The sequence below is a fragment of the Glutamicibacter sp. Je.9.36 genome (genome assembly GCF_051129975.1).
Taxonomy (GTDB): domain Bacteria; phylum Actinomycetota; class Actinomycetes; order Actinomycetales; family Micrococcaceae; genus Glutamicibacter.
Genome location: NZ_JBCPSN010000001.1, coordinates 495435 through 516789, shown reverse-complemented (window position 1 = coordinate 516789; position 21355 = coordinate 495435). Strand labels below are relative to the sequence as shown.

The 21355-nt window shown below is 63.9% G+C and carries 21 protein-coding genes; 11 read left to right on the top strand and 10 right to left on the bottom strand.

What is annotated here, in order from left to right; genetic code table 11:
- The first annotated feature begins 184 nt into the window (after nucleotides 1-184).
- Both AAZQ98_RS02415 and pstS read left to right on the top strand, forming a co-directional pair.
- The gene (locus AAZQ98_RS02415) at nucleotides 185-1744 is read left to right on the top strand and encodes an FAD-dependent oxidoreductase (RefSeq protein WP_434690099.1); all 1560 of its coding nucleotides are present in this window, start codon (nucleotides 185-187) and stop codon (nucleotides 1742-1744) included.
- Between the two features lie 210 nt (nucleotides 1745-1954).
- Nucleotides 1955-3031 carry a phosphate ABC transporter substrate-binding protein PstS gene (pstS, locus tag AAZQ98_RS02410; RefSeq protein ID WP_434690097.1) on the top strand — a complete coding sequence of 359 codons (1077 nt, stop codon included), beginning with the start codon at nucleotides 1955-1957 and terminating at the stop codon, nucleotides 3029-3031.
- A gap of 54 nt (nucleotides 3032-3085) precedes the next feature.
- Here the strand turns inward: pstS and nhaA are convergent, their stop codons facing one another.
- From nhaA to AAZQ98_RS02380, 6 genes are all read right to left on the bottom strand, one after another.
- Complete coding sequence (gene nhaA, locus AAZQ98_RS02405; RefSeq protein WP_434689538.1) at nucleotides 3086-4318, bottom strand: Na+/H+ antiporter NhaA; 1233 nt, start codon at nucleotides 4316-4318, stop codon at nucleotides 3086-3088.
- A gap of 134 nt (nucleotides 4319-4452) precedes the next feature.
- The gene (locus tag AAZQ98_RS02400) at nucleotides 4453-4614 is read right to left on the bottom strand and encodes a hypothetical protein (RefSeq protein ID WP_166650850.1); all 162 of its coding nucleotides are present in this window, start codon (nucleotides 4612-4614) and stop codon (nucleotides 4453-4455) included.
- 68 nt (nucleotides 4615-4682) lie between these two features.
- The gene (locus AAZQ98_RS02395) at nucleotides 4683-5324 is read right to left on the bottom strand and encodes a GntR family transcriptional regulator (RefSeq protein ID WP_434689537.1); all 642 of its coding nucleotides are present in this window, start codon (nucleotides 5322-5324) and stop codon (nucleotides 4683-4685) included.
- 88 nt (nucleotides 5325-5412) lie between these two features.
- On the bottom strand, nucleotides 5413-6900 hold the full coding sequence (gene tcuA, locus AAZQ98_RS02390) for an FAD-dependent tricarballylate dehydrogenase TcuA (protein ID WP_434689536.1): 1488 nt from the start codon (nucleotides 6898-6900) through the stop codon (nucleotides 5413-5415).
- A gap of 95 nt (nucleotides 6901-6995) precedes the next feature.
- Nucleotides 6996-7760 (bottom strand): response regulator, encoded by a 765-nt coding sequence (locus AAZQ98_RS02385; protein WP_434689534.1) that lies wholly within the window; start codon nucleotides 7758-7760, stop codon nucleotides 6996-6998.
- Nucleotides 7753-9390: an ATP-binding protein gene (locus AAZQ98_RS02380; protein WP_434689530.1), complete on the bottom strand. Its 1638-nt coding sequence runs from the start codon at nucleotides 9388-9390 to the stop codon at nucleotides 7753-7755. The genes AAZQ98_RS02385 and AAZQ98_RS02380 overlap by 8 nt, the downstream gene beginning before the upstream one ends.
- A gap of 155 nt (nucleotides 9391-9545) precedes the next feature.
- Here AAZQ98_RS02380 and AAZQ98_RS02375 point away from each other — a divergent pair, with 155 nt between their 5' ends.
- The 5 genes from AAZQ98_RS02375 to AAZQ98_RS02355 all read left to right on the top strand — a co-directional run bounded on the left by AAZQ98_RS02375 (nucleotide 9546) and on the right by AAZQ98_RS02355 (nucleotide 13831).
- Nucleotides 9546-10532, top strand: a complete 987-nt coding sequence (locus AAZQ98_RS02375; protein ID WP_434689529.1) for a Bug family tripartite tricarboxylate transporter substrate binding protein — start codon at nucleotides 9546-9548, stop codon at nucleotides 10530-10532.
- A complete protein-coding gene (locus AAZQ98_RS02370; RefSeq protein ID WP_434689528.1) occupies nucleotides 10529-11089 on the top strand; it encodes a tripartite tricarboxylate transporter TctB family protein in 561 nt (186 codons plus the stop codon). Before AAZQ98_RS02375 ends, AAZQ98_RS02370 begins: the two co-directional genes overlap by 4 nt.
- Entirely contained in the window at nucleotides 11090-12619 is a 1530-nt protein-coding gene (locus AAZQ98_RS02365; RefSeq protein ID WP_434689526.1) for a tripartite tricarboxylate transporter permease, read from the top strand.
- 189 nt (nucleotides 12620-12808) lie between these two features.
- Complete coding sequence (locus AAZQ98_RS02360; protein WP_434689524.1) at nucleotides 12809-13363, top strand: type 1 glutamine amidotransferase domain-containing protein; 555 nt, start codon at nucleotides 12809-12811, stop codon at nucleotides 13361-13363.
- A gap of 159 nt (nucleotides 13364-13522) precedes the next feature.
- Nucleotides 13523-13831 carry a DUF4193 family protein gene (locus tag AAZQ98_RS02355; RefSeq protein ID WP_365945421.1) on the top strand — a complete coding sequence of 103 codons (309 nt, stop codon included), beginning with the start codon at nucleotides 13523-13525 and terminating at the stop codon, nucleotides 13829-13831.
- Nucleotides 13832-13973: 142 nt separating this feature from the next.
- On the opposite strand, the gene AAZQ98_RS02350 is transcribed toward AAZQ98_RS02355, so the two are convergent.
- The 3 genes from AAZQ98_RS02350 to AAZQ98_RS02340 form a co-directional block, all read right to left on the bottom strand.
- Complete coding sequence (locus AAZQ98_RS02350) at nucleotides 13974-14441, bottom strand: DUF4383 domain-containing protein (protein ID WP_434689522.1); 468 nt, start codon at nucleotides 14439-14441, stop codon at nucleotides 13974-13976.
- A 154-nt stretch (nucleotides 14442-14595) separates the two neighbouring features.
- Nucleotides 14596-15294: a hypothetical protein gene (locus AAZQ98_RS02345; protein WP_434689521.1), complete on the bottom strand. Its 699-nt coding sequence runs from the start codon at nucleotides 15292-15294 to the stop codon at nucleotides 14596-14598.
- A 178-nt stretch (nucleotides 15295-15472) separates the two neighbouring features.
- The gene (locus AAZQ98_RS02340; RefSeq protein ID WP_434689519.1) at nucleotides 15473-16267 is read right to left on the bottom strand and encodes a YsnF/AvaK domain-containing protein; all 795 of its coding nucleotides are present in this window, start codon (nucleotides 16265-16267) and stop codon (nucleotides 15473-15475) included.
- A gap of 421 nt (nucleotides 16268-16688) precedes the next feature.
- Between AAZQ98_RS02340 and AAZQ98_RS02335 the strand changes: the two genes are divergently transcribed.
- The 3 genes from AAZQ98_RS02335 to AAZQ98_RS02325 all read left to right on the top strand — a co-directional run bounded on the left by AAZQ98_RS02335 (nucleotide 16689) and on the right by AAZQ98_RS02325 (nucleotide 19864).
- Nucleotides 16689-17774 carry a carboxylate-amine ligase gene (locus AAZQ98_RS02335; RefSeq protein WP_434689517.1) on the top strand — a complete coding sequence of 362 codons (1086 nt, stop codon included), beginning with the start codon at nucleotides 16689-16691 and terminating at the stop codon, nucleotides 17772-17774.
- Between the two features lie 184 nt (nucleotides 17775-17958).
- Nucleotides 17959-19323: an MFS transporter gene (locus tag AAZQ98_RS02330; protein ID WP_434689515.1), complete on the top strand. Its 1365-nt coding sequence runs from the start codon at nucleotides 17959-17961 to the stop codon at nucleotides 19321-19323.
- 70 nt (nucleotides 19324-19393) lie between these two features.
- Entirely contained in the window at nucleotides 19394-19864 is a 471-nt protein-coding gene (locus AAZQ98_RS02325; protein WP_434689514.1) for a GNAT family N-acetyltransferase, read from the top strand.
- A 48-nt stretch (nucleotides 19865-19912) separates the two neighbouring features.
- Here the strand turns inward: AAZQ98_RS02325 and AAZQ98_RS02320 are convergent, their stop codons facing one another.
- The gene (locus tag AAZQ98_RS02320) at nucleotides 19913-20089 is read right to left on the bottom strand and encodes a hypothetical protein (RefSeq protein ID WP_434689512.1); all 177 of its coding nucleotides are present in this window, start codon (nucleotides 20087-20089) and stop codon (nucleotides 19913-19915) included.
- A 441-nt stretch (nucleotides 20090-20530) separates the two neighbouring features.
- Between AAZQ98_RS02320 and AAZQ98_RS02315 the strand changes: the two genes are divergently transcribed.
- On the top strand, nucleotides 20531-21256 hold the full coding sequence (locus tag AAZQ98_RS02315) for an ankyrin repeat domain-containing protein (protein ID WP_434689510.1): 726 nt from the start codon (nucleotides 20531-20533) through the stop codon (nucleotides 21254-21256).
- Nucleotides 21257-21355: the final 99 nt, after the last annotated feature.

The window sequence follows — 21355 nt, the reverse complement described above, 5'->3', positions numbered from 1 at the left end:
CACTTAACTTTTCTCGGCAGCGCAAATCAGCCTCCGCGATCGGCAAGGCAGCCGTGGCGGTCCGCGGCCATTGGCCAAGCTGGGTGAATTCGCCTAATTTTCCGTTGCCGTACCGAACCTCGGCGCTTGTGCATACCGTGGAATCAGGGTGCGGCAGCACACGGAGCAAGAGGAGAAAGCGATGATGGAGTCGTTATGGCAGGCGAAGCGTTCTTCCGGTGGCGCCGACCAATTCCAGCCGGGCGCAACCTATGACGCCATCGTCGTAGGCGCGGGGCTGACCGGGCTGGCCACCGCCGTGCTGCTGAGCCGTGCCGGATTGAGCGTCACGGTGCTCGAAGCCAGGTTCGTCGGGGCCGGAACAACAGGAGCGAGCACCGCGAAGCTCAGCTTGCTGCAGGGCACGGTGCTCTCCGGGATCCGGGAGCATTGTTCCCAAGAGGTTGTGGACGCCTATGTCCAGGGGAATCTGGAAGGGCAGTCGTGGTTGCTGCGCTATCTGGAGGAGCGGGATGTCGCCGTGCAGCGGCGGGATGCCTACACGTACACCGAAGCCGAATCCGGACGTGCCAGGCTGGAGAAGGAAGCAGAGGCGGCCCGCAGCGCCGGGTTGGAGGCCAGCTGGTGCGGCCCGGACATCGGATTGCCGTTTCCCGTGGCCGCGGCGCTGGCCCTGCCTGGCCAGGCGCAATTCAACCCCATGGAAGTGCTCCAGGCCTTGGCCAGCGACCTGCGCTCGCGCGGGGGCAGGATCGTCGAGGGCGTCAGGGTGCGCGATGCCAGTGCCGGCGCCCTGGCCACAGTGCATACCAGCCAAGGCGAGAACCGTGCCCAGCAGGTCATCCTGGCCACGGGTATTCCCATCCTGGATCGGGGACTGTATTTCGCCAAAGTCGAGCCATCGCGCTCCTACGTGGTTGCGCATCGCATTGATGCAGCCGCCGGTGCGCTGCCCCAGGGGATGTACCTGTCCATCGACCAGCCAGCACGTTCGCTGCGGACCGTTCCTCTCGACGGGCAGGAGCTGCTGCTGGTGGGCGGCAACGGCCATCCGGTGGGCCAGCAGCTCTCCGAGCTCGGCCAGCTCAAGGACCTGGATATCTGGACCAGAAGGCATTTCCCCGGGGCCGAACTCGCCGGCCAATGGTCGGCGCAGGACTACAAGTCGGCCAATATGGTTCCGTTCGTGGGCCAATTGCCCCGCGGGGGAGGGAACATCCATGTGGCCACGGGCTACAACAAGTGGGGGATGGCCAATGCGATTGCCGCCGCCCTCCAGCTCAGCGCGAACATCCTCGGCGGAAATATCGCCTGGGCGCAGGCGTTGTCGCAGCGCGCCACCACCCCGGCCGACCTGGTCGCCGGGGCGAAGATCAACTCACGGGTTGCTGGAAAACTCGTAGCGGGATGGAAGCGCTCGCTGCTTGGCGAGGCAGGCAAGGGCGCCGCGCAGGATGCAGGCGGCGTGTCTGGCGGGGAGCGGACTCCGCCCGCCGAGGGCCAAGGCCTGGTGCTGCGCGAGGGCCTGCGATCGGTCGCCGAGTCCACAATCGGCGGGGCCACCTGCCGGGTGTCCGGGATCTGCACTCATCTAGGTGGCGTGCTGTCGTGGAATGACGCGGAGAAATCCTGGGATTGCCCGCTGCACGGGTCCAGGTTCAGTCCGGCCGGGGAAGTATTGGAGGGGCCGGCGACGCAGGACCTCGCTGCCATTGACTCGACGGCTGGCACCGGCGGGGACTAGGTGCCTGGAAAAGTTATTCAACGACCGCGGGCCCGCCGAATACTCATCGGCTGTGGCCAGGGAATGATTTCGGAAAGTGCAGGGATGATGATTCACTGGAATTTCAAGTACACCCGCCGTTCACCTTGGAACCCAGGAGAAGTTTTGCGAACCACCGGACCTGCCAGGCCACCTCTGCCACGAACCGCCGCTTTCACCGCGATTGCCAGCATGGGCCTGGTCCTGCTGCTTTCGGGCTGCGGATCGGACTACCCGCTGGGAGAAGAGCAGCGCAAGGCCGCTGAATCGAATACCTCAAGCCTCCAAGGCACGCTGACCGGCGGCGGATCCACCGCGCAGAATTCCGCCATGAACGCCTGGACCACCGAATTCTCCACCATGCATCCCCAGGTCCAGGTGCAGTACGCCTCTGTGGGCTCCGGCGCCGGACGCGCCGGGCTCCTGGCAGGCGGCACCGAATTCGCCGGATCCGACGCTTACCTGAAGGAAGAGGAAGTCCAGCGCTCCATCGAGACCTGCGGCCCGCAGGGCGCGATCAATATCCCGGCGTATATTTCCCCGATCAGCATCGCCTTCAACCTGCCGGGCATCAAGGAATTGAACATGGATGCCCCAACGATCGCCAGGATCTTCTCCGGTGAGATCCGCTCCTGGCAGGACCCGGCCATCGCCCAGCTGAACCCGCAGGTCCAGCTGCCCGACCTGCCGATCACCGGGGTGGCGCGCGCCGACGATTCGGGCACGACCGAGAACTTCACCGAGTACCTGCATGCGGTTGCTCCCGAAGCCTGGCCGCACGAGCCGGATGGCGGCTGGCCGGATGCCACCGGGCTGGAGAAGGCCCAGGGCAATGCCGGTGTGGTGACCACCGTGACCCGCGCCGTGGGCGCGGTCACCTATGCCGATGATTCCCTGGTGGATACGTCGCTGGGCAAGGTGAAGCTGAAGGTCGGCGAGGAATTCGTGGCAGTCAGCGGGGAATCAGCGGCCAAGGCCGTGGCCGAATCGGAACGGGTCCACGGCCGCGGCGAGCACGATATTGCCCTGGAGCTGGACCGCAAGACCACCGCCGCCGGCGCGTACCCGATGGTGCTGGTCTCCTACCTGCTGTTCTGCAGCGGCTACGAGGATCCGCAGACCGTGGAACTGGCCAAGACCTTCGGCCAGTACGTCGTCAGCGACCAGGGGCAGAAGACCGCAGCCGACTCGGCCAAGAGCGCGCCGATGCCGCAGCAGCTGGCCGAAGAGGCCCGCGAAGCCATCGATTCGATCACCGCGCGCTCCTGATTCGGGCGAACAGCCCTGCTGCATCCATCCGCAGGACGGATGCAGCAGGGCTGGCTATGCAGAAGCCTTGGCTGCCGCGCGGTACGCGCGATTTCGCGACCCGAGCAGCGCCGCGCCGATGACCGCGGCCAGCAGCGAACCGCACAGCACTCCGACCTTCACGTACTGCGCTTCCTCGCCGCCCTGGCCGAAGGCCAGCTCGCCGACCAGCAGGGAGACGGTGAAGCCGATGCCTGCCACGAAGGACAGCCCCAGCACATCAGGCCATTTGATGCTGCCATCCAGCTTGATTCCCGGGAGCCTGGTGACCAGGAAGGTGGCGGCGGTGATGCCAATCGACTTGCCCAGCACCAGGCCGGCAATGATGCCCAGTGCCACCGGGCTGGCCAGCGCTTCTCCCAGTCCGGACAGGCCGCCGACCGGAACACCGGCGGCGAAGAAGGCGAATACCGGAATGGCGATGATGGATGAGGGAATGGACCAACGGTCCGCGAAGTGGGCCGCCAGGCCTTCGTGGATCGCTTCGCCCTGCTCGGTGCTCCCGGTGCGCACGTGCGCCCGCTTGGTGGCAATTACCGGAACCATGAAGCCCAGCAGCACGCCGGCCACCGTGGCGTGGATTCCCGAGGCATGCACCAGTGCCCAGACGGTGGCGCCGAGCGGGATCAGGACCCACCAGGCGCGGACCCCGCGCTGCACTGCCAGCGCGAATGCCGCCAGCGGCAGCAGCGCGAGGATCAGCGGCAGCCAGGCCAGGTCATCGGTGTAGAAAATGGCGATGATGGAAATGGCCAGCAGGTCATCGACCACCGCCAGCGTAAGCAGGAAGGTGCGCAGGGCAGGTGGCAGGAACTTGCCCACCACTGCGATCACGGCGATCGCGAAGGCGATATCAGTGGCTGCGGGGATTGCCCAGCCGTTGATGGCGGAGCTTCCCGAGGCGGAGATGACCAGGACGTAGAACAGTGCCGGCAGTGCCACGCCGCCCACGGCCGCAGCCACCGGAACCAGTGCGGTGCGCGGATTGCGCAATTTGCCGACAACGAATTCTTCCTTGAGTTCCAAGCCGACAACGAAGAAGAAGATGGCGAGCAGGCCGTCAGCGGCCCAGGCTCCGACCGAGAGATTCAGGTGCAGGGACTCGGGGCCGAAGCGGAAATCGCGCAACCCCTCGTACCAGGGGGCCGCAGGGGAATTGGCCAGGATCAAGGCGGCGACGGTGGCGCAGAGCAGCAGCAGTCCGCCCATCGAGTCCTGCTTGAGGGTTTGGTGGATTCCACGCCACATGGCGTGGGGTGCTTGGCGGGGTACGCCAGTTGAAGGGTGTGGCAAAGTAACGGGTCTTTCTGGGATCCGGGAAAAGGGCACGAGGGTGCGCGGAATCCACTGGAGAAAAACCAGGAATCGGGGCCGCGCAACTATTAGTGGCGCGGTGGCGGGCAGCCGGCGATCTCGCCGTGGGCGTTAGTTCCCCAGGAACTCAACCACCCATTGGTGCCGCTGGCTAGCTTGGTCAGCAGTTTTCCCTTGGGGAAAACGGCAGCGAGAAGCCGCTGCGCATGCGTTGAGACGACCAGAGCCATGCTTCCAGTCTACAGACCGGTGATGCATTGGCCTAACTCGAGACGTCCCGGCTGCCGTGGGCCTGGCGCTAATTCATCAGGCTGGCGAACATCTTCAAGCGCAGCGCCTTGGCGGTGGCCATATGGGCCTGGATGAGCCCGCAGGCCTTGGCGCTGTCGCGCTCGCGGATGTTCTCCACGATGCGCTGGTGCTCCTCCAGCGCTTCGGTCCACCGCGAGCCGACCGAGAGCGTGGATGTCGGGGCATGGATCTGGTGGGTGGCCAGGCGCTCGAGCAGATCCTCCAGCACCGGGTTATGCGCGGCGCGCCAGAGCGCGCGGTGGAACTCGATGTTGGTGGCCAAGCGGGTGGCGTCATCTGGTTCGGCCAGTGCACGGTCCCGGTCAACCAGGGCTTGCAGGCGCATCAGGTCCACTTCGGTGCGCACCGAGGCGGCTTCCTGGGCGGCTTGGCCTTCGAGCAGGATGCGCAGGTCGTAGACCTGCATGATCTGCTCGGGGTCGATTTCCTTGACGAAAAGACCGCGGGCGCGGCGCTCCAGCAGCCCTTCATGCAGCAGCCGGGTCAGGGCTTCGCGCACCGGGGTGCGGGACACTCCAAAGCGTTCTGCCAGGGCGACCTCGCGCAGGGCATCCCCGGGCTGGAATGCGCCTTGCAGCAAGTCGTCCTTGAGCTGGGCATGGATTGAATCCGAATCGAGCTTGGCCATGATCCCCATTCTCGTCTAAGGCTGGATGGCGGGTAAAACCATTGTTCCGCCAGTACAGGCGTACTGGCGGAACAATGGGAATTAGTACTTAGGCAAGGTTACCGGCACGCCGGCCGAAGACCACACCGGCTGCCAGGCCGGAACCGCCCGGGTAGTTGGCCGAGAACAAGCCGCCGAGCATTTCGCCGCAGACGTACAGGCCTTCGATGATCTCGCCGTTTTCGTCCAGCACCTGGCCGTCGGTGTTGCCCTTCAGGCCGCCGAAGGTGAAGGTGATGCCGCAGGTGACCGGGTAGGCGTAGAACGGGCCGGTCTGAAGCGGGTTGGCCCAGTTGCTCTTAGGGGGAGTCACCTTCGCGGCGCGCCCATCGAGCACGTTCGGGTCGTAGGCGATGGAGGTGTCGATGGAAGCGTTGAATTCCGAGACGGTCTTGGACAGCGCCGCTGGATCCACGCCGATCTTCTGCGCCAATTCCTCAACGGTGTCGGCGATGACCTCGGAGATCTCCGGCATCTCGTACTCTTCGGCGCGCAGCATCGGACGCAGCGACGCGTCGAAGACCTGGTAGGCGATGGAGTCCGGCTGCTGCAAGATGACCTTGCCGTACTTGGCGTAGGTCAGGTTGCGGAAGTCCGCGCCCTCGTCCAGGAAGCGCTCGCCGCGGTTGTTCACGATGATCCCCAGCGGGTAGGACTGGCGGGTCAGGCGGTTGGTCAGCTCGCGATTGGATTCGTTCTTCGGGGTCAGCGCGTCCCATTGGACCGAGTGGCAGGTGCTCCAGTCCCCGCCCTTGGCGGCGCCGATCTCCAGGCCGGCGGCCAGCATCTCGCCATTGTTGAATGGGGTGCCGCGGACCTTGGCGTTCTGCCAGCCTTCGCCCAGGTGCTCCTGGCGCCATTGCGGGCTGGATTCGAAGCCGCCGGCGCCGAGGATGACCGACTCGGCGCGCAGTTCCTGCTCTTCGCCGTTGGCGCGGACCTTCACGCCCACCACCTTGCCCTCTTCCACGATCAGGCCGTAGACGTCCTGCTCGAAACGGACTTCGGTGCCCAGCTTCCGGGCTACTTCCAGGTGGTCCTTCATCAGGCCTTCGCCGCCGTCGACGTTGCCCACATGCAGCCCGCCCCAGAACAAGTAGCCGCCCTCCGGGGTCTTGTAGGTCTGGCGTTCATACATCAGGCGGTACTTCAGGCCCAGGGACTTGAGCCAGCGCAGGCCGGGAGCTGCTTCCTTGACCAGGACCTCGGTCATTTCCTTGTCGTTGCGGCCCTCGGTCACCTTGGCGATGTCGCCAGCGTAGTCGGCCTCGGAGTAGGGCGGGACTTCGGAGACCGGGTGGCGCTCATCGAATTCCACCAGATCCTGCAGGTCTTCCAGGCCGTTGTGCGCAATGCGGGTTGCGCCTGCCGTGTAGTAGCTGTTGCCGCCGAACTGGTCGCGCGGAGCCTTTTCCAGGAGCAGAACCTTGCGGCCGCGGGTCACTGCCGCGTGCGCCGCGGTGAAGGCCGCGTTGCCGCCGCCGACCACAATGACGTCTGCGGCGTTGGCAGCGGTTTCCTGAGCATGGGTTGTCATGAGATGGCCTTTCGGAAATGAAGACGTGGGAAAACGTGGATCCGAAATTAGTGTATACACTAATGTGCATTAAAAGCCAGTGCGGTGCAGGAAATTCAGCTGACCCACGAATACCGGTGCTCGGGACGGCCTGCCGAACCGTAGCGCGGACGCAGCTGGGCCTTGCCCGCCGTGACCAGGAAGTCCAGGTAGCGCCGGGCGCTGACCCGGGAGATCCCGCAAATTTCGGCAACCTCCAAGGAAGACAGTGTGCCATCCGGATGGCCCGGTGCGCTGCGCAAGGCTTCTCCGACCAGTGCCATGGTCGGTGCGGTGAAGCCCTTGGGCAGCCGCTCGGTCTGCGCTCCGGTGACGGCCCCGGGTGCCAGTTCGAGGACTTCGGGGATCCTGGCATCCCCTCGTCCACTGGCGGCCTGGAGCAGCTGGTCGATCTCGGCCTGGCCCAGCTCGTCGATCGGCTCCTCTTGCTGCGCCACCGCTTCGGGCTGCTCGGAAACACGCTGGGCATAGAGTGCCAGGCGCTGCTTGAACTCGTCCACGGTGAAAGGCTTGACCAGATAATCCTCGACGCCGTGGCCTACTGCTTGGCGCACCGCATCGCGTTCATTGTTGGCGGTAATCATGATGACGTGCGCGTCGAACCCGGCTGCGCGCAACTGGGCCAATACTTCCAGACCGGTCAGATCCGGCAGGTGCACATCGAGCAAGACCAGATCCACCTGCCCGGATTGCACAAAGGGAACCACGCCGGAACCGCGCTCCAGCACGCCGACCACTTCAAAATGCTCCATGCCCTGCAGGTAGCGGCGGTGCAGCCCGGCCACTGCGAAGTCGTCATCGACCACGAGTGTCTTAATCATTGAAGTAATCTCCTTGCACGGGAATGGGAGTGCTCTGCTTAACCATAGGTCGCTTCGACGGAGGCCAGGCGGCGATGACCTCGGCGCCGCCCAGATCACTGGAACCGAACTTCAGCACGCCACCGCGCCGGGCCCGGATGCGGTCAACCAGGGCCAAGCCGATGCCCCGTCCGTGGACTGCGCCCGGCGCGCCGGTCTTGCTGCTGTAGCCAAGCTGCACCAGGCGGGCCGCGTCGCCTTCACTGATGCCCGGGCCGGAATCGCTGACCGCGATGCGCATGCCGGTGGATCCGGCGTTCAAGTGCAATGACACCACGCCGCCATCGCCGGCGGCCTCGATGGCGTTGGCCAGCAGGTTCGAGGCGACGGTGATGGCATCGTCGTCAATCGCGGTTCCAGGCACCACCGCGGAGAAAGGATGCAGTTCCAGCCGGACCCCGGCTTCGCTGGCCACCGCCTGCTTGGCAACGAACAGCGCTGACAGGGTGGGGTCGCCCAGATGCGTCTCCGGATGCTCGCCGCGAGCGCCGGAGAAACGCTGGATATGCTCCTTGGCTTCTTCGTATTCGCCGATGGACATCAGCCCCGAGAGCAGGTGCAAGCGGTTGGTGAATTCGTGGGCCTGGGCACGCAGCGTATCGGCCAGGGACCTCTGGCCGCGCAACTCGCGCAAGGTCTCTTCCAGCTCGGTATGGTCGGTCAAGGTCAGGGTGCGTCCATAGTGCTTGGGTCCCAGCATCGCCTCGCGGCGGGTGGCAATCAGCACGCGCTCTCCGGAAAGCACGTTCTGCACCGATTCGGCCTCGGGGGAGTCGCTGCGCAGCAGGTCCACCAGGCTCTGGTCCAGGACCTCTTCGGCTTGCTGGCCCACAGTGTCCTCGGGAAGATCCAGCAGCCGGCGCGCTTCACCGTTGACCAGGGTGAGCCGGCCATTGCCATCCACGCCCAGCACGCCGTCGCTGACTCCGTAGAGCACCGCCTGCTGCGCCTGCTTCAGCGAATCCACTTCTTCGGGATCAACCCGGTAGATCCTGCGAATGGCCCGTTCCACCAGCGCGGCCGCCAGGGAGCCGATGGCCACGGCCAGGATAATCCACGGCGCGAACGCCCAGACAATATCAACCAGGCTGGCGCGCACCTTGCTTTGCAGGATGCCCACGGAGATGGTGCCAACGATCTTCCCCTCCTCGAAGACCGGTTGCTTCACCCGCAGGGTGACGCCCAGGGGGCCTTCCTCCACGCCCCTGAAGGTTTCGCCGTTGCGGATGGATTCATGATCCGAGGAAACCGGCTGGCCGATGGACTCTGGCTCGGGGTGGGCCACGCGGATGCCGTTCAAGTCGGCAATGGTTACATAGTCCACTCCGGAGGCCGACTCGGCCAGGTGGGCCAGCGGGGCGACGACTTCGGCTGCGTTTCCGGGATCCTCGGCCAGCGCGTGGCCAATCGGGGCCAGCTGGGCCGTTTCCTCGGCCACCAGGGCGACGCGGCTGAAAGCGCTGTCTTCCACCCGGTTGATCTCGAAGCGCATCACGATCACCGAAACTGCCAGCAGCGTGATCAGCACGATGGCTAATTGCAGGAACAGGATGCGAACCCGGAAGCGCTGGCTGTTCTTTATCCATTGCATGGTGGACCCGCTTGCTCCCGTTGTTTTTATTTTCTTAATTGCCCGTTATGACCAGAACCGCATTCCCGGTGTGTTTCGGCTCACTTTGACTGCACACTGGGAAAGGCCGCACCGGGAATCGGTGAGGTGAATCACTAACAATGAGGTTACGGAAAATGGTGAGCAAACGCATCTTGAGCCGGTCCCTGTACGGCGTTGTCGTCGTGGCGGTAGCGGGACTCGCATTCACCAACGCGGCAGCGTCGGGCGGAGAGTCCTCGGCGCGGAACAAGTTGGTCATCATGGCACCTGCCTCGCCCGGTGGCGGCTGGGACGGCTTCGCCCGTGAAGCCCAGCAGGCATTGAAGTCCATCGGCGCAGTGAACAACGTGCAGGTCACGAACATCCCGGGAGCTGGCGGCACCATCGGCTTGAGCCAATTCGTGCAGATGACCGGGCGTCACGACATGCTCATGGCCACCGGCGGGGTGATGATCGGCGCAATCGAGCTGGCCAACTCCGAGGCCACCATGAAGGACGTGGAACTGATCGCGCGCATGTCCGATGACTACGCGGTGCTGGTAGTGCCGGCCAAGTCCGAGATCAAGACCCTGGACGAGTTCATCGCGGCCTGGAAGAAGGACCCGGGGAAAACCTCGATTGCCGGCGGTTCGCTGGGTTCGATCGACCACCTGCTCACCGGTGCGGTGGCCCAGGAAGTGGGCATCGACCCGTCCAAGGCCAACTACATCGCCTACTCCGGCGGCGGCGAGGCGTTGACCTCGATGCTGGCAGGCACCACCGCTGGCGGCATGTCCGGCTACAACGAAGTAGCCGACCAGATCGAAGCCGGAAACCTGCGGGCGCTGGCCATCTCCTCGGAAGAACGGCTGCCCGGGGTCGACGTCCCGACCTTCAAGGAACAGGGTGTTGACGCGGTCATGGCCAACTGGCGCGGCTTCGTCGGTGCCCCGGGCATCACCGAAGAGGATAAGCAGGTCTTCGTGGACATGGTCCACGAAATCCATGAATCCGAGCAGTGGAAAGATGCGCTGGAGCGCAACGACTGGACCGACAGCTTCATGATCGGCAAGGAATTCGAAGACTACGTGGACAGCGAAATCGAAGTCACGGAACAAATCGTCAAGGGACTGGGACTATGAGCATTCAAGCACCCCAAGCAACGGAGGGCACCGGCAACGGCACCGGCCGCAACGCCACCCCTGCCCAGAGCTTCTTCAGCGGGCGCAGCGAACTGATCGTCCCGGCACTGCTGCTGGCCCTGGCGATCTTCCTGACCTGGCAGACCGCCACCATGGAGGTACTGGGAAAGTCGGTCCCCGGCCCGCAGTTCTTCCCGACCATCGTGTGCATACTGCTCTACGGCGTGGTCCTTGCCCACACCATCCAGATTTTCCGCTCCCCGCGCGGCGGCGCAGCCGCGGCGGCTGCGGAAGAAAAGCAGTACAAGACCCAGTCGGACTGGAAGACCATGGGCGCGGTGGTGGCCGGCGTCATCGGCTTCATCCTGATCCTGCCTTATGCCGGCTGGATCCTCAGCGCCGCAGCCCTGTTCTGGGTCGTTGCCCGCGCACTGGGCAGCAAGAAAGCGCTATTCGACGTGAGCATTGCACTGCTCTTCTCCTGCGTGATCCAGCTGGCTTTCAACGCCGGACTGGGATTGAACCTGCCTGCAGGATTCCTGGAAGGACTGCTCTAGATGGAACAGCTCAATCTGCTGCTTGAGGGATTCTCAAACGCACTGACCCCCATGAACCTGCTGTGGGTGCTGCTTGGCGCCCTGCTGGGCACCGCCGTAGGCGTGCTGCCTGGCCTGGGCTCGGCAATGGCCGTGGCGCTGCTGCTGCCTATTACCTTCTCGCTGGATCCCACCGCGGCGTTCATCATGTTCGCCGGCGTCTACTACGGCGGGCTGTTCGGCGACTCCACCTCCGGCATCCTGCTCAATACGCCGGGCAATTCCTCGGCGATCGCCTCGACCTTCGAAGGCCACCGGATGGCCCGCAACGGCCTGGCCGCCAAGGCCCTGGCAACTGCGGCCATGGGCGCCTTCATTGGCGGCCTGCTGGCCACCACCGTCGTGGTGTTCTTCGCCCCGACCCTGGTCAAGCTGGCCACCGCTTTCGGTCCGGCTGAATACTTCGCGCTGGCGGTTTTCGCCTTCCTTGCAATCTCCTCGGTGGTGTCCGATTCGATTATCAAGGGCCTGGTGGCCCTGGGCATCGGTTTGGTCTTGGCCATGGTCGGGGTGGATGGCCCTTCGGGAACCATCCGCTACACCCTGGGCCTGCCGCAGCTCTTCGACGGCATCTCCATTGTGGTGATCACCGTGGGCCTGCTGGCCCTGGGCGAAGTGCTGCATATTGCCTCGCGCATCCACCGCGATCCGGAAGCCGTGAAGATCAAGCCAAGCGGCCGTCCGCGCCTGCACCGCCACGACATCAAGAAGGCCCTGCCGGCATGGCTGCGCGGTACCGCTTTCGGCCTGCCTTTCGGCATCATCCCTGCTGGCGGTTCCGAGGTTCCGACCTTCCTGGCCTACGGCACCGAAAAGCGCCTGGCCAAGCGCCGCGGCGATATCGAATTCGGCCAGATTGGTTCCATCCGAGGCGTGGCTGCTCCGGAAGCCGCTGGCAATGCCACCGCGGGCACCGCCATGGGCGCGTTGCTGGCCCTGGGCCTGCCCACCAGTGCTACCGCGGCGATCATGATCGCCGCCTTCCAGCAGTACGGCATGCAGCCAGGCCCGCTGCTGTTCGAACGCAGCGGCCCCATGGTGTGGACCCTGCTGGCCTCGCTGTTCATCGGACTGGTGATCCTGCTGGTCATGAACATGCAGTTCGCGGTGCTGTGGGCCAAGCTGCTGCTGGTCCCGCGCCACTACCTGTACGCAGGCATTACCGTGCTCTCGGTCCTCGGCGTCTACGCCATCAGCGCCGCGCTGCTGGATCTGTGGATCCTGCTGGGTGTGGGACTGGTTGGATTCGTGATGCGTCGCTACGAGATCCCCTTGGCTCCGGTACTGATTGCAGTGATCCTCGGCCCGCTGGCCGAAACCGAGCTGCGCCGTGCACTGACCGTCTCGGAAGGCGATGCGAGCATCCTGGTTTCCAGCGGAATCACGATTACCCTGTACTCGATCCTCGCATTGACGCTGGCATTCACCGCCTACAAGCACGTGCGTGCTAGCAAGAAGGCCAAGGAAGATGCCGAGCTGATCAACGCCTGATCATCTTCTTCACAGCACAGCAGGCCTTGCCGCCTCCACCGCGGCAAGGCCTGCTGTGCGCGTTCAAGCCGCATGGCAGCACGGCGAAAGCCCGACCCGAAGCCGGCGGCTGGATGCTTCCTGACTGCGGCTTGCCTGCGGTAGCTGCCCAGAGCACAGTGGGCTGTGGACAATGAAAGGAGCATGAATATGCCAGACCTAGCAGGCAAGAAAGTTCTTGCGGCAGTTTCCAACCGCGGAGTCGAGCAGGATGAGCTGAAGAAGCCAGTGGAGTATTTGCGCCAAGCCGGTGCGGAAGTGGTGATCGCGGCCCCGGAGGCCGGCCAGATCAAGTCGCTGGTCGGCGATTGGGATCTGGGGGAGGTCTTCGAAGCGAGCGAAACGCTGGCAACAGTGAACGAGCAGGATTTCGATCTGCTGCTGCTCCCCGGCGGAACGCTGAATGCCGACAACCTCCGCTTGGATGCCGATGCCCAGCGCATTGCCAAGTCCTTTGCCGGTTCGGGCCGGCCGATCGCTTCCATCTGCCATGGGCCATGGCTGCTGGTGGAAACCGGATTGGCCAAGGGCAAGACCTTGACCTCATACACCTCGATTAAGACCGATGTCGTCAATGCCGGCGGCACCTGGAAGGACGAGCAGGTTTTCCGCTGCCCGGCAAACCGCTTCGTGCTGATTACCTCGCGCAATCCAGGCGACCTCGATGCGTTCAACAGCGCCATTGCCGCGGAGCTCAGCTCCTAGCAATTGGCCGCCAGCCGGCCAAGCCGCCGTCGAAGCCAGCCTTCCGGACGGCGGCTTCGCTGCGCTGGACCGGAGCCCGCCATCCAGGGCTTTGGTGACCCAATGGCACGCCACCACGTTGTGGTTGTCGCGTATTTTCCCACCTGTGGAGGCAGGAACATGGCTGCAGATTATGATGAGGTTCGTCCAGATTTCGCCGCGGCGTCCGAGAAGACGCTCAAAGACGTGCAACAAGCCGATGCCCCCGACGCGAAGAGCGTTGTGGCCGAGCTTGAAGAAACCGACCTTTCCGATGGCGTGGAGCTCCCTGGCGCCATCGTCGAGGAAGAGCTGAGCGTTGAAGTCCTCCCGCAAGCAGCGGATGAGTTCCACTGCGCCAGTTGCTTCACTATCCGCCATCGCAGCCAAGCCGTGCAGAAGACTGGCCTAGGCGTCATCTGCCGCGACTGCGCCAGCGAACTCGCCTAGATTCCTGGGATTCCCAGAATCCCGGCGTTCGGCGATCTAGGCGTTGGGTATGGCGATGACGCTGAGGACTTTGCCATGGACTGCATGGAAAAGCGGGCACCCCGGCATGCCGGGGTGCCCGCTTCAGCAATTGAGCATCTGGTCAAGCCGCGTGCGGGTCCCGATGCTGTCCGGTCGCCTTGCGGGAGAGGAGCAATCCCAAGATGATCATGAGCGCACCGAGCCCCAGATGCAGCCAGTTATCGGCATCGTTCAGCGGGATGAAGTTGGCGGCGCTGTCGAAATCAATGACCAGCCCGTAGACCCACAGGGCCAGGTAGATGATTCCGCCGCCAATGAGGTAGCTGCGGGCAGCAGGCACGGTTCGCGCCATCAGGTAGCCGGCCACACCGAAGAGCAGATGCACGGCATTGTGCAGGTACGAGACCTGGAAGATGCCCAGCAGCTTGGCTTCAGAGTGGTGGCCGGCACCAGAGAGCGATTCGTAGTTGGTGGTGATTCCCGGAATGAATCCGAGGACGCCGACCAGGAAGAACACGATGCCGACCGCCAGTGCGGCCTTTTGCACCATCGGACGTGTTGCTATGACAGGATCTTTTGGATGTTCCATGATCTTGCTCCTTCATTCTGGCTGTTGCGATCGGAAGGAAACGTTGGCCCGTGATGCTGGCCGCCGTCATGCTAGCCACGCTAGGGGATTGCCGACTGGATGGCACGGGAATCTTCCAGTACCTAGGGAACGTCCAGCAACGGTGGTGCGTGGATCACTGGTGCCGCGGTGCGTGAGCCTTGCTCTTCGCTTCGTCTTGCGTCTGGAGGAAGAATGCGCCGAGTGAGCCTGCCAAGGTAGCGAAGACCACCACGGAGTAGCTCGCCAAGATCAGCTGCAGGGCTTTGGAGAACGTATCCGTGCTGGTGATCCCGGAGCCGGTAATCGTTGCCATGGCGCTCTCGTACAGTGCGGAAGAATAGTCGCTGGCCGATTCCATCGCGTAGAGCAGTTGGCTGGAGGCGAGGATGACCACGGCGGTCACCGCAGCCAGCCAGCCGATGCGGTCGCTGAGCAACCTGCCTGCGGAGCGCGAACCGCGGACCCCTGCCGAGAGGATGCCGCTCACCCGGGCGGCACGGCCAACCCGCAGCAGGCGGGAGGCCTGGAAAGCGCGCAGAAAACGCAAGAAAGGGAACAGCAGAAACAGCACCTGCCACCAGTTGCGGCGCCAGAAATCAGCTTGGGACCTGGCGATGATCGCCCGCAAGGAGAATTCTGCGGCGAAGATTGCCCAGAAAATCCATCCTGCGATGGCCAGCGTCCGGGTCCAGAACGGGTCGGTCACCAGCAACTGCCCGAGAACCACAAAGAGGAAGATCACGCCGAGCATCCCCATTGGACGGTCCAAGCGCTTGGCAAGCAGCTCGGCCCGTTCCCACCGGTAAATCCGGTGTCCTTTGTGCTTCGCCATGGTGCTCGCCTCCTTGGATCCCAAATCTAACCGGGTGCGGCAATGGATTCGAGGGCAACGGCGGATACCCAGCATGCTTCCGGAAAGCGGATCGGGGCGGAACCCGGCACCCGCCTGATTCCGCCCCGATCACCGCTGCGTGCAGGTTCGGATCCTGCGCAAAGCCAGCGCGCCAGCGCTAGCGGGTTTGCCGGCCGCCTTCCCAGCCCTCGGCCTGCACCTGTTCCTTGCGCAACTGCGCTTCGAGGCGCTCTTCCTCGATGACTGTTTCCTTTTCCAGGCTGACCCGCTCAACTGGCTCAACAGTCTTCTCCACGACGGGACGTTCCTCGTGCAAGGTCACCTCCTGCTCGTCTTCAACCAGTTCTCCGCTGGTGCCAGCGGCTTCGGCATCCGTGATGGGCTCGCGCTCAAGCCGCACTTCCTCATGGCTCACCGGCACCGTGGTGGCCACATCCTCGGTGACCACGTGCTTGCGCAGGCGCACCTTGCCGGTTTCCACGCTTTCGGTTCCCACATGCAGCCGCTCCTCGGAACGGATGGCAGATGCCTGGGAGGTGCCGTCCACCGGATCACGCACGTCTTCCCGTGAATACTCGGCGCGGGCATCGGTGTCCGGGATGCCGGGCTGCACGGCGGCCTGGTCCGCTTCCTGGTAGGACAGGCTGTAGTAGTGGTAGAGCTCCTGCTCCTGCTCTGGGGTGAGCTGGCCCTCCGGATCGATGTTCGGGGCGTCCTTGACGGTCTGCTTGTCATAGGGCACCGAGAGCGTATCGCCGGCGACGGTTGCCTGGCTGAGCGGAACGAAGCTCTCGGAGAGGCCGAAGAGGCCCGTGCGGACGGTCACCCATTCCGGCTGCCCGCTGCGGTCGTCAAGGAAAATCTGGCCGAATTTGCCGATCTTCTGGCCGTCGGGGCCAATGACGGTGCCGCCGATTGCGCTGAGTTCCTGAAGTTGTTCTGTGCTGATCATGGGTCTGTCCTCCTGCTGCGTTCGACTTCGGATCAATCCAGTAATTCCAGTCCGGCTGGCCAGTGGCCGGCCGGCTGAAGCTGCGCCTCCAAGTGGGCGTGACGGCCCGCAGCTTGGCTTCTTGCAGTGCTTTGCCGAGCCGCGGTGATTAGAGCGTGGCACACTTTGCAAGCCCTTGCGCCGGGGCTTGTGCTTGCATGGCCGCAAGCTCAGTAGCAGCTGTGAAAAGCGGTCAGCAAGTGCCCGGGGCAGCTATCGGGCGTAGGGCGAGGCGGGTGAATGGGTGACTGCGGACAGCCGTGTCCGCAGCTGCTGCGAAGCTGGAAAATCGCTGGGTTTCCTGCCGGGAAACGGCCGGCCGGGACAGCTGCCGTCTAGTGTTCAGATCGTATTGCTGCCCAGGGAAGGCGAACCAGCATCCATGACCAGGACCTTTGGGATCGAAGAGGAATTCTTCCTCGTGGATCCGGAAACTGCCGCCCCGGTGCCGATGGCCGAAGAGCTCAGCGCCCAGCTGCTTGGCCTCGATCTGCCGGGCACCACGGTCCACCGCGAACTTCTGGCCAGCCAGCTGGAAATCGTCACCGGAATCTGCACCTCTGCGCAAGAAGCCGTGGAAGCGCTGGTGCTGCGGCGCGTCGCCATTGAGCGGATCTGCCGCGAACACCAGGTGCTTCCCTTTGCTTCGGGAACGGCGCTGGAACTCCCGAGCTCTACGGAGTTCACCAAGGGCCAGCGCTACGCAACCATCCACGAGTTCGTCCCGGGGATCGCCCGCGAGCATTTCATCAACGGACTGCACATCCATGTGCATGTCCCGGATGCCGCCGCCGGAGTCCGGGCGCTGAATGCCTTGCGCGGCTGGCTGCCGCTGATTGCAGGAATGGGCGCGAACTCTCCGATCTGGAACGGGGAGCCAACCGGCTTCGCCTCGTGGCGGACGGTGCACTACCGCAGATGGTCTGCGGCAGGCATCCCGCCGGCTTTTGCGACAGCGCAGGAATACCAGCAGCGCATTGAGGACATGATCACCTCCGGGGCGTTGCTTGATCCGGGGCATATCGGCTGGTTCGCCCGCTTGTCGGTGAACCATCCGACCATTGAAGTCCGCGCGGCGGACACGCAGATGGCAGCCGGCGAATCGGTGGCCTTGGCTTTGCTCATCCGGGCCATCGTGGATACCGCTTCGGTCACGGACAGCCCTGCCAGCACGGCAGCGTCCGAGGTTCTCGACCTGGGCCTGTGGCAAGCGGCGAAGTCGGGAGTGGAAGGCACCTATTTCGATAGCGAAGCCAGGACTCCCGTGCCTGCCAAGGCCATGATCCAGCGGGTGCTCGATTACGCGGGCCGTCAATTGCAGCGCAATGGCGATGAACAGTTCGTGGCCGATTATCTGGATTCGCTCGCGAATTTCGGCAATGGTGCCACGCGCCAACTCGAGAGCTGGAACCAGGGCGGGGCGAAGCAGGTCGTCGCTGATGCCGCCAAGCTGTTCGCGCAAGCCTGACTGGTCTTCGCAGGAGCAGCGCGTACAACCAGGGGAGCGGGGCGCTAGGAGAAATACCGCTTGTAGCGGGTTCGGCAGAGGCCTACTATCAAGGCAGGGAGTCGATCCTGCATGAACGGCCAGCACGGGGGTGCTGGGGCGGAGGAAAGTGATTCCTGCATACTCGCAACAACGAGGGGGAATCATGAGCACTCCAGCTGCAGTACCCGGGCGCATGACCAAGGAGCAGAAACGCGTCGCGGGAGCGACCATGGTGGGCACCACCGTGGAGTGGTACGACTACTTCATCTACGCCAATGCGGCGGCCCTGGTCCTGGCCCCGCAATTCTTCACTCCCGCCGAAGTGTCACTGGGATCCATCATCGCTTTCGCCACCGTCGGCATCAGCTTCCTCTTCCGCCCGTTGGGCGCCATCGTGATGGGCCGGGTGGGCGACAAGTACGGCCGCCGCGCGGTGCTGATCATCACCCTGGTCCTGATGGGCGTCGGCACCACATTGGTGGGCTTGCTGCCCACCTATGCGACCATCGGCATTTGGGCTCCGATTCTCCTGATCTTCCTGCGCATCGTCCAGGGCTTCTCCGCCGGCGGCGAGTGGGGCGGTGCGGCATTGATGGCAGTGGAGCACGCGCCGGATCATGCCCGCGGCAAATTCGGTGCCTTCCCGCAGCTCGGCGTCCCGGCCGGAATGCTGCTGGCCTCCGCGGTCAGCGCCATTATCGCCGCCGTTCTCTCACCGGAGCAGTTCATGGCCTGGGGCTGGCGCATCCCGTTCCTGCTCAGCTTCGTGCTGATCCTCATCGGCTACTACATCCGCCAGCGCGTGGAGGAGTCCCCGGTCTTCGAGGAAATGGCCCGGACCAAGCAGACCGAGTCGGCCCCGCTGTCCACGCTGTTCAGCAAGCACCCCAAGAAGGTCATCCAGGCGACGCTGGTATTCATGGGCAACAACACTGCCGGGTACATGCTCACCGGCGGCTTCATCCTGGGCTATGCAACGAACAAGCTGGAACTGCAGGCTGGCGACATCCTGAACATCATCACCATCGGCTCGCTGGCCTGGCTGATCTCCACCTGGATCGGCGGAGTGGTCTCGGACCGCATTGGCCGCAAGAAGATGTTCATCATCGGCTGGGTGCTGCTGCTGGCCTGGCTCTTCCCGTTGTTCCTGCTGATCGAAACCCGGAATCTGGCCTGGGTTACCGTGTCCCTGGTGGTCTTCGGCGCTTTCATGGGCTTCTCCTACGGCCCGTTGCCGGCGCTGTATGCCGAGCTGTTCCCGGCCCGCATCCGCCTGAGCGGTTCCTCGATCAGCTACGCCCTGGGCTCGGTGATCGGTGGCGCGTTCGCCCCGACCATTGCCGCGGCGCTGGTGGGGCAGTTCAATACCACCGTGGCGGTCTCGACCTACCTGTTCATCTGGGTGGGCGCTTCGCTGATCGCAACGCTGACCTTGAAGGATCGCACCGGAGCTGATTTGTATCCGCAGGAGGGCGCAACCGGGGAATGGGGAGGCCACACAGAAGAAGCGGGCCCCGAGCATTTGTGAGCCGTGGTGGCTAAAGGGCAACTAGCTGCTCGTAACATCTGCGATACAAACTGCTGATATCTTGTCGCTCATGACGTTGTCCATTGAACCCGCAGACTTCGAGGATCCCTCCCTGAGAGCCTTCCTCGAAGCCCACCTTGCTGACATGGCGCCGCAGTCGCCGCTGGAGTCCCAGCATGCCTTGGACTTGGCTGCGCTACGCCAGCCAACCGTCCGGCTCTGGGCTGCGCAGAAGAACCATCGCATCGTGGGTACTTGCGCGTTGGCGGTATTGGAGCCGGGCCACGAGGAGCTCAAGAGCATGCGGACGGACCCGGACTTCCGCGGGCAAGGCGTCGCTTCCCGGTTGCTGCTCCATGCTCTGAGGGATGCCGCAGAGCGCAAGCTATCGCGCATATCCCTTGAAACGGGAGCGATGGAGTTCTTCGCACCTGCACGCTCGCTGTACCGAAAGCACGGCTTCAAGCAGTGCCAGCCCTTCGGTTCATATCTGGCGGACCCCAATAGCATCTACATGACCCGGATCCTTGAATTGGACTAGCTCTTGGGCAGGGCACTGCCACGAATTTCTGTGCCCGCGCACCTAAGGCTATGAAGGACACAAGTAGCGGTCAATTCCGGGCAAGCCGTAACCGCCGGACTCGGAAGGGAGCATGATTTGCTCCGGATCGAATCCCCAGCCGTTATCGTGGATGTCCAGCGTGACGGTGTCCTGGAGAAAGCCGATGGCGATGGTGGCCTGCTCGGCCCCGGAATGTAACTTCACGCTGGCCACGGCGCTGTGCACCACCCGGAGCAGGGCGTGCCTCGTCTCGGTGGGGATCCCGGCCCGGCGCTCGCTCGCCGCGAGCTGTTGCGGCGCGCTGGAAAGTTACTCGCTCAACCGGAACTAGCTCACTGTGGCGGCCACGACAGTCAGCCCGCCGGCCAGATAGTCGATCACTCCCTACAGCGCCCGGCGGCAAAGGACGAACAACCGGGCGGAGACCATGCAAAGCTCGGAGCAAGCACCACTGGAACCGAAGCCGTCGCGAATCAGGGAGCCGGTGTGCAGTCCGACGCGGGAACGGTAAGGGGTGGTTTCCCCATACTAGAACTCGAAGCGGGTTTTTCACTCCGCCATCTGGCTGGTTTTCATGGCCTCTTGGCCGATACCGCAACCGGGAACGATACTGCAAGATGGGAAGAAGCCGATCAAGGAGTGCCCATGACCACGAACCAGAAAATATCAGCCGCCTCGATGCCGAACAAGCTGAAGCTCGCGCGACGCGGCCCGGCCTTGGGTCTTCTTTGCCTTGCCACGACGTTCATGCTGGCCGGTTGCAGTGCGGCAGCGCCGGAAAAGCAAACCCCGGCTCCTGCCTCCGCCGCTCCGTCCTTTGCTGCCTCGGCAGCACCGGAAACTGCCGTGCCGGACTCGGGACTTTCCACCCAAGCGCAGGATGAACTGGACCAGCGCTTGGTACGCGCGGCCAAAGCCAATGACGTGGAACAGGTCCGTGAACTGATCGCCGCCGGCGGGGACGTCAATGCCAAGGACTCGCTCCAGGATTCGGCTTTCCTCTATGCCGGGGCCGAAGGCTTCAACGAGATCCTTGAGCTCACGCTGGAGCACGGCGCGGACGTGGAGAGCTTGAACCGCTACGGCGGAACAGCGCTCATTCCGGCCAGCGAGCACGGACATGTGGGAACCGTGAAGATCCTCATCGAGGCTGGTGTTCCGCTTGACCATGTGAACAATCCCGGATGGACCGCGCTGCAAGAAACCGTCTTGCTTGGCGATGGAGGACCAAAGCAGCAAGAGGTCGCCAGGCTGCTGCTGGCCGCCGGAGCGGATCCGCAGATCACCGACCCGCAGGGCCGAACCGCGCTGGAGAATGCGCGGCGCCTGGGTTTCAAGGAGCTGGCGGAAGTCATCGAATCACACGGGTAGGGCCGGCCAGCGGCGCGTTACCAACCATTCATTCCGAGTTTCCTAACGAGTACGGCAGTCTCGTAATTCGCTGTCACTTTCCGGTGTTTGAGTAATGGT

Excerpts from the sequence above, each read along its gene's own strand:
- AAZQ98_RS02415 (WP_434690099.1), top strand. The coding sequence starts at position 185 with ATGGAGTCGTTATGGCAGGCGAAGCGTTCTTCCGGTGGCGCCGACCAA.
- pstS (WP_434690097.1), top strand. The coding sequence starts at position 1,955 with ATGGGCCTGGTCCTGCTGCTTTCGGGCTGCGGATCGGACTACCCGCTG.
- nhaA (WP_434689538.1), bottom strand. The coding sequence starts at position 4,318 with ATGTGGCGTGGAATCCACCAAACCCTCAAGCAGGACTCGATGGGCGGA.
- AAZQ98_RS02400 (WP_166650850.1), bottom strand. The coding sequence starts at position 4,614 with ATGGCTCTGGTCGTCTCAACGCATGCGCAGCGGCTTCTCGCTGCCGTT.
- AAZQ98_RS02395 (WP_434689537.1), bottom strand. The coding sequence starts at position 5,324 with ATGGCCAAGCTCGATTCGGATTCAATCCATGCCCAGCTCAAGGACGAC.
- tcuA (WP_434689536.1), bottom strand. The coding sequence starts at position 6,900 with ATGACAACCCATGCTCAGGAAACCGCTGCCAACGCCGCAGACGTCATT.
- AAZQ98_RS02385 (WP_434689534.1), bottom strand. The coding sequence starts at position 7,760 with ATGATTAAGACACTCGTGGTCGATGACGACTTCGCAGTGGCCGGGCTG.
- AAZQ98_RS02380 (WP_434689530.1), bottom strand. The coding sequence starts at position 9,390 with ATGCAATGGATAAAGAACAGCCAGCGCTTCCGGGTTCGCATCCTGTTC.
- AAZQ98_RS02375 (WP_434689529.1), top strand. The coding sequence starts at position 9,546 with ATGGTGAGCAAACGCATCTTGAGCCGGTCCCTGTACGGCGTTGTCGTC.
- AAZQ98_RS02370 (WP_434689528.1), top strand. The coding sequence starts at position 10,529 with ATGAGCATTCAAGCACCCCAAGCAACGGAGGGCACCGGCAACGGCACC.
- AAZQ98_RS02365 (WP_434689526.1), top strand. The coding sequence starts at position 11,090 with ATGGAACAGCTCAATCTGCTGCTTGAGGGATTCTCAAACGCACTGACC.
- AAZQ98_RS02360 (WP_434689524.1), top strand. The coding sequence starts at position 12,809 with ATGCCAGACCTAGCAGGCAAGAAAGTTCTTGCGGCAGTTTCCAACCGC.
- AAZQ98_RS02355 (WP_365945421.1), top strand. The coding sequence starts at position 13,523 with ATGGCTGCAGATTATGATGAGGTTCGTCCAGATTTCGCCGCGGCGTCC.
- AAZQ98_RS02350 (WP_434689522.1), bottom strand. The coding sequence starts at position 14,441 with ATGGAACATCCAAAAGATCCTGTCATAGCAACACGTCCGATGGTGCAA.
- AAZQ98_RS02345 (WP_434689521.1), bottom strand. The coding sequence starts at position 15,294 with ATGGCGAAGCACAAAGGACACCGGATTTACCGGTGGGAACGGGCCGAG.
- AAZQ98_RS02340 (WP_434689519.1), bottom strand. The coding sequence starts at position 16,267 with ATGATCAGCACAGAACAACTTCAGGAACTCAGCGCAATCGGCGGCACC.
- AAZQ98_RS02335 (WP_434689517.1), top strand. The coding sequence starts at position 16,689 with ATGACCAGGACCTTTGGGATCGAAGAGGAATTCTTCCTCGTGGATCCG.
- AAZQ98_RS02330 (WP_434689515.1), top strand. The coding sequence starts at position 17,959 with ATGAGCACTCCAGCTGCAGTACCCGGGCGCATGACCAAGGAGCAGAAA.
- AAZQ98_RS02325 (WP_434689514.1), top strand. The coding sequence starts at position 19,394 with ATGACGTTGTCCATTGAACCCGCAGACTTCGAGGATCCCTCCCTGAGA.
- AAZQ98_RS02315 (WP_434689510.1), top strand. The coding sequence starts at position 20,531 with ATGACCACGAACCAGAAAATATCAGCCGCCTCGATGCCGAACAAGCTG.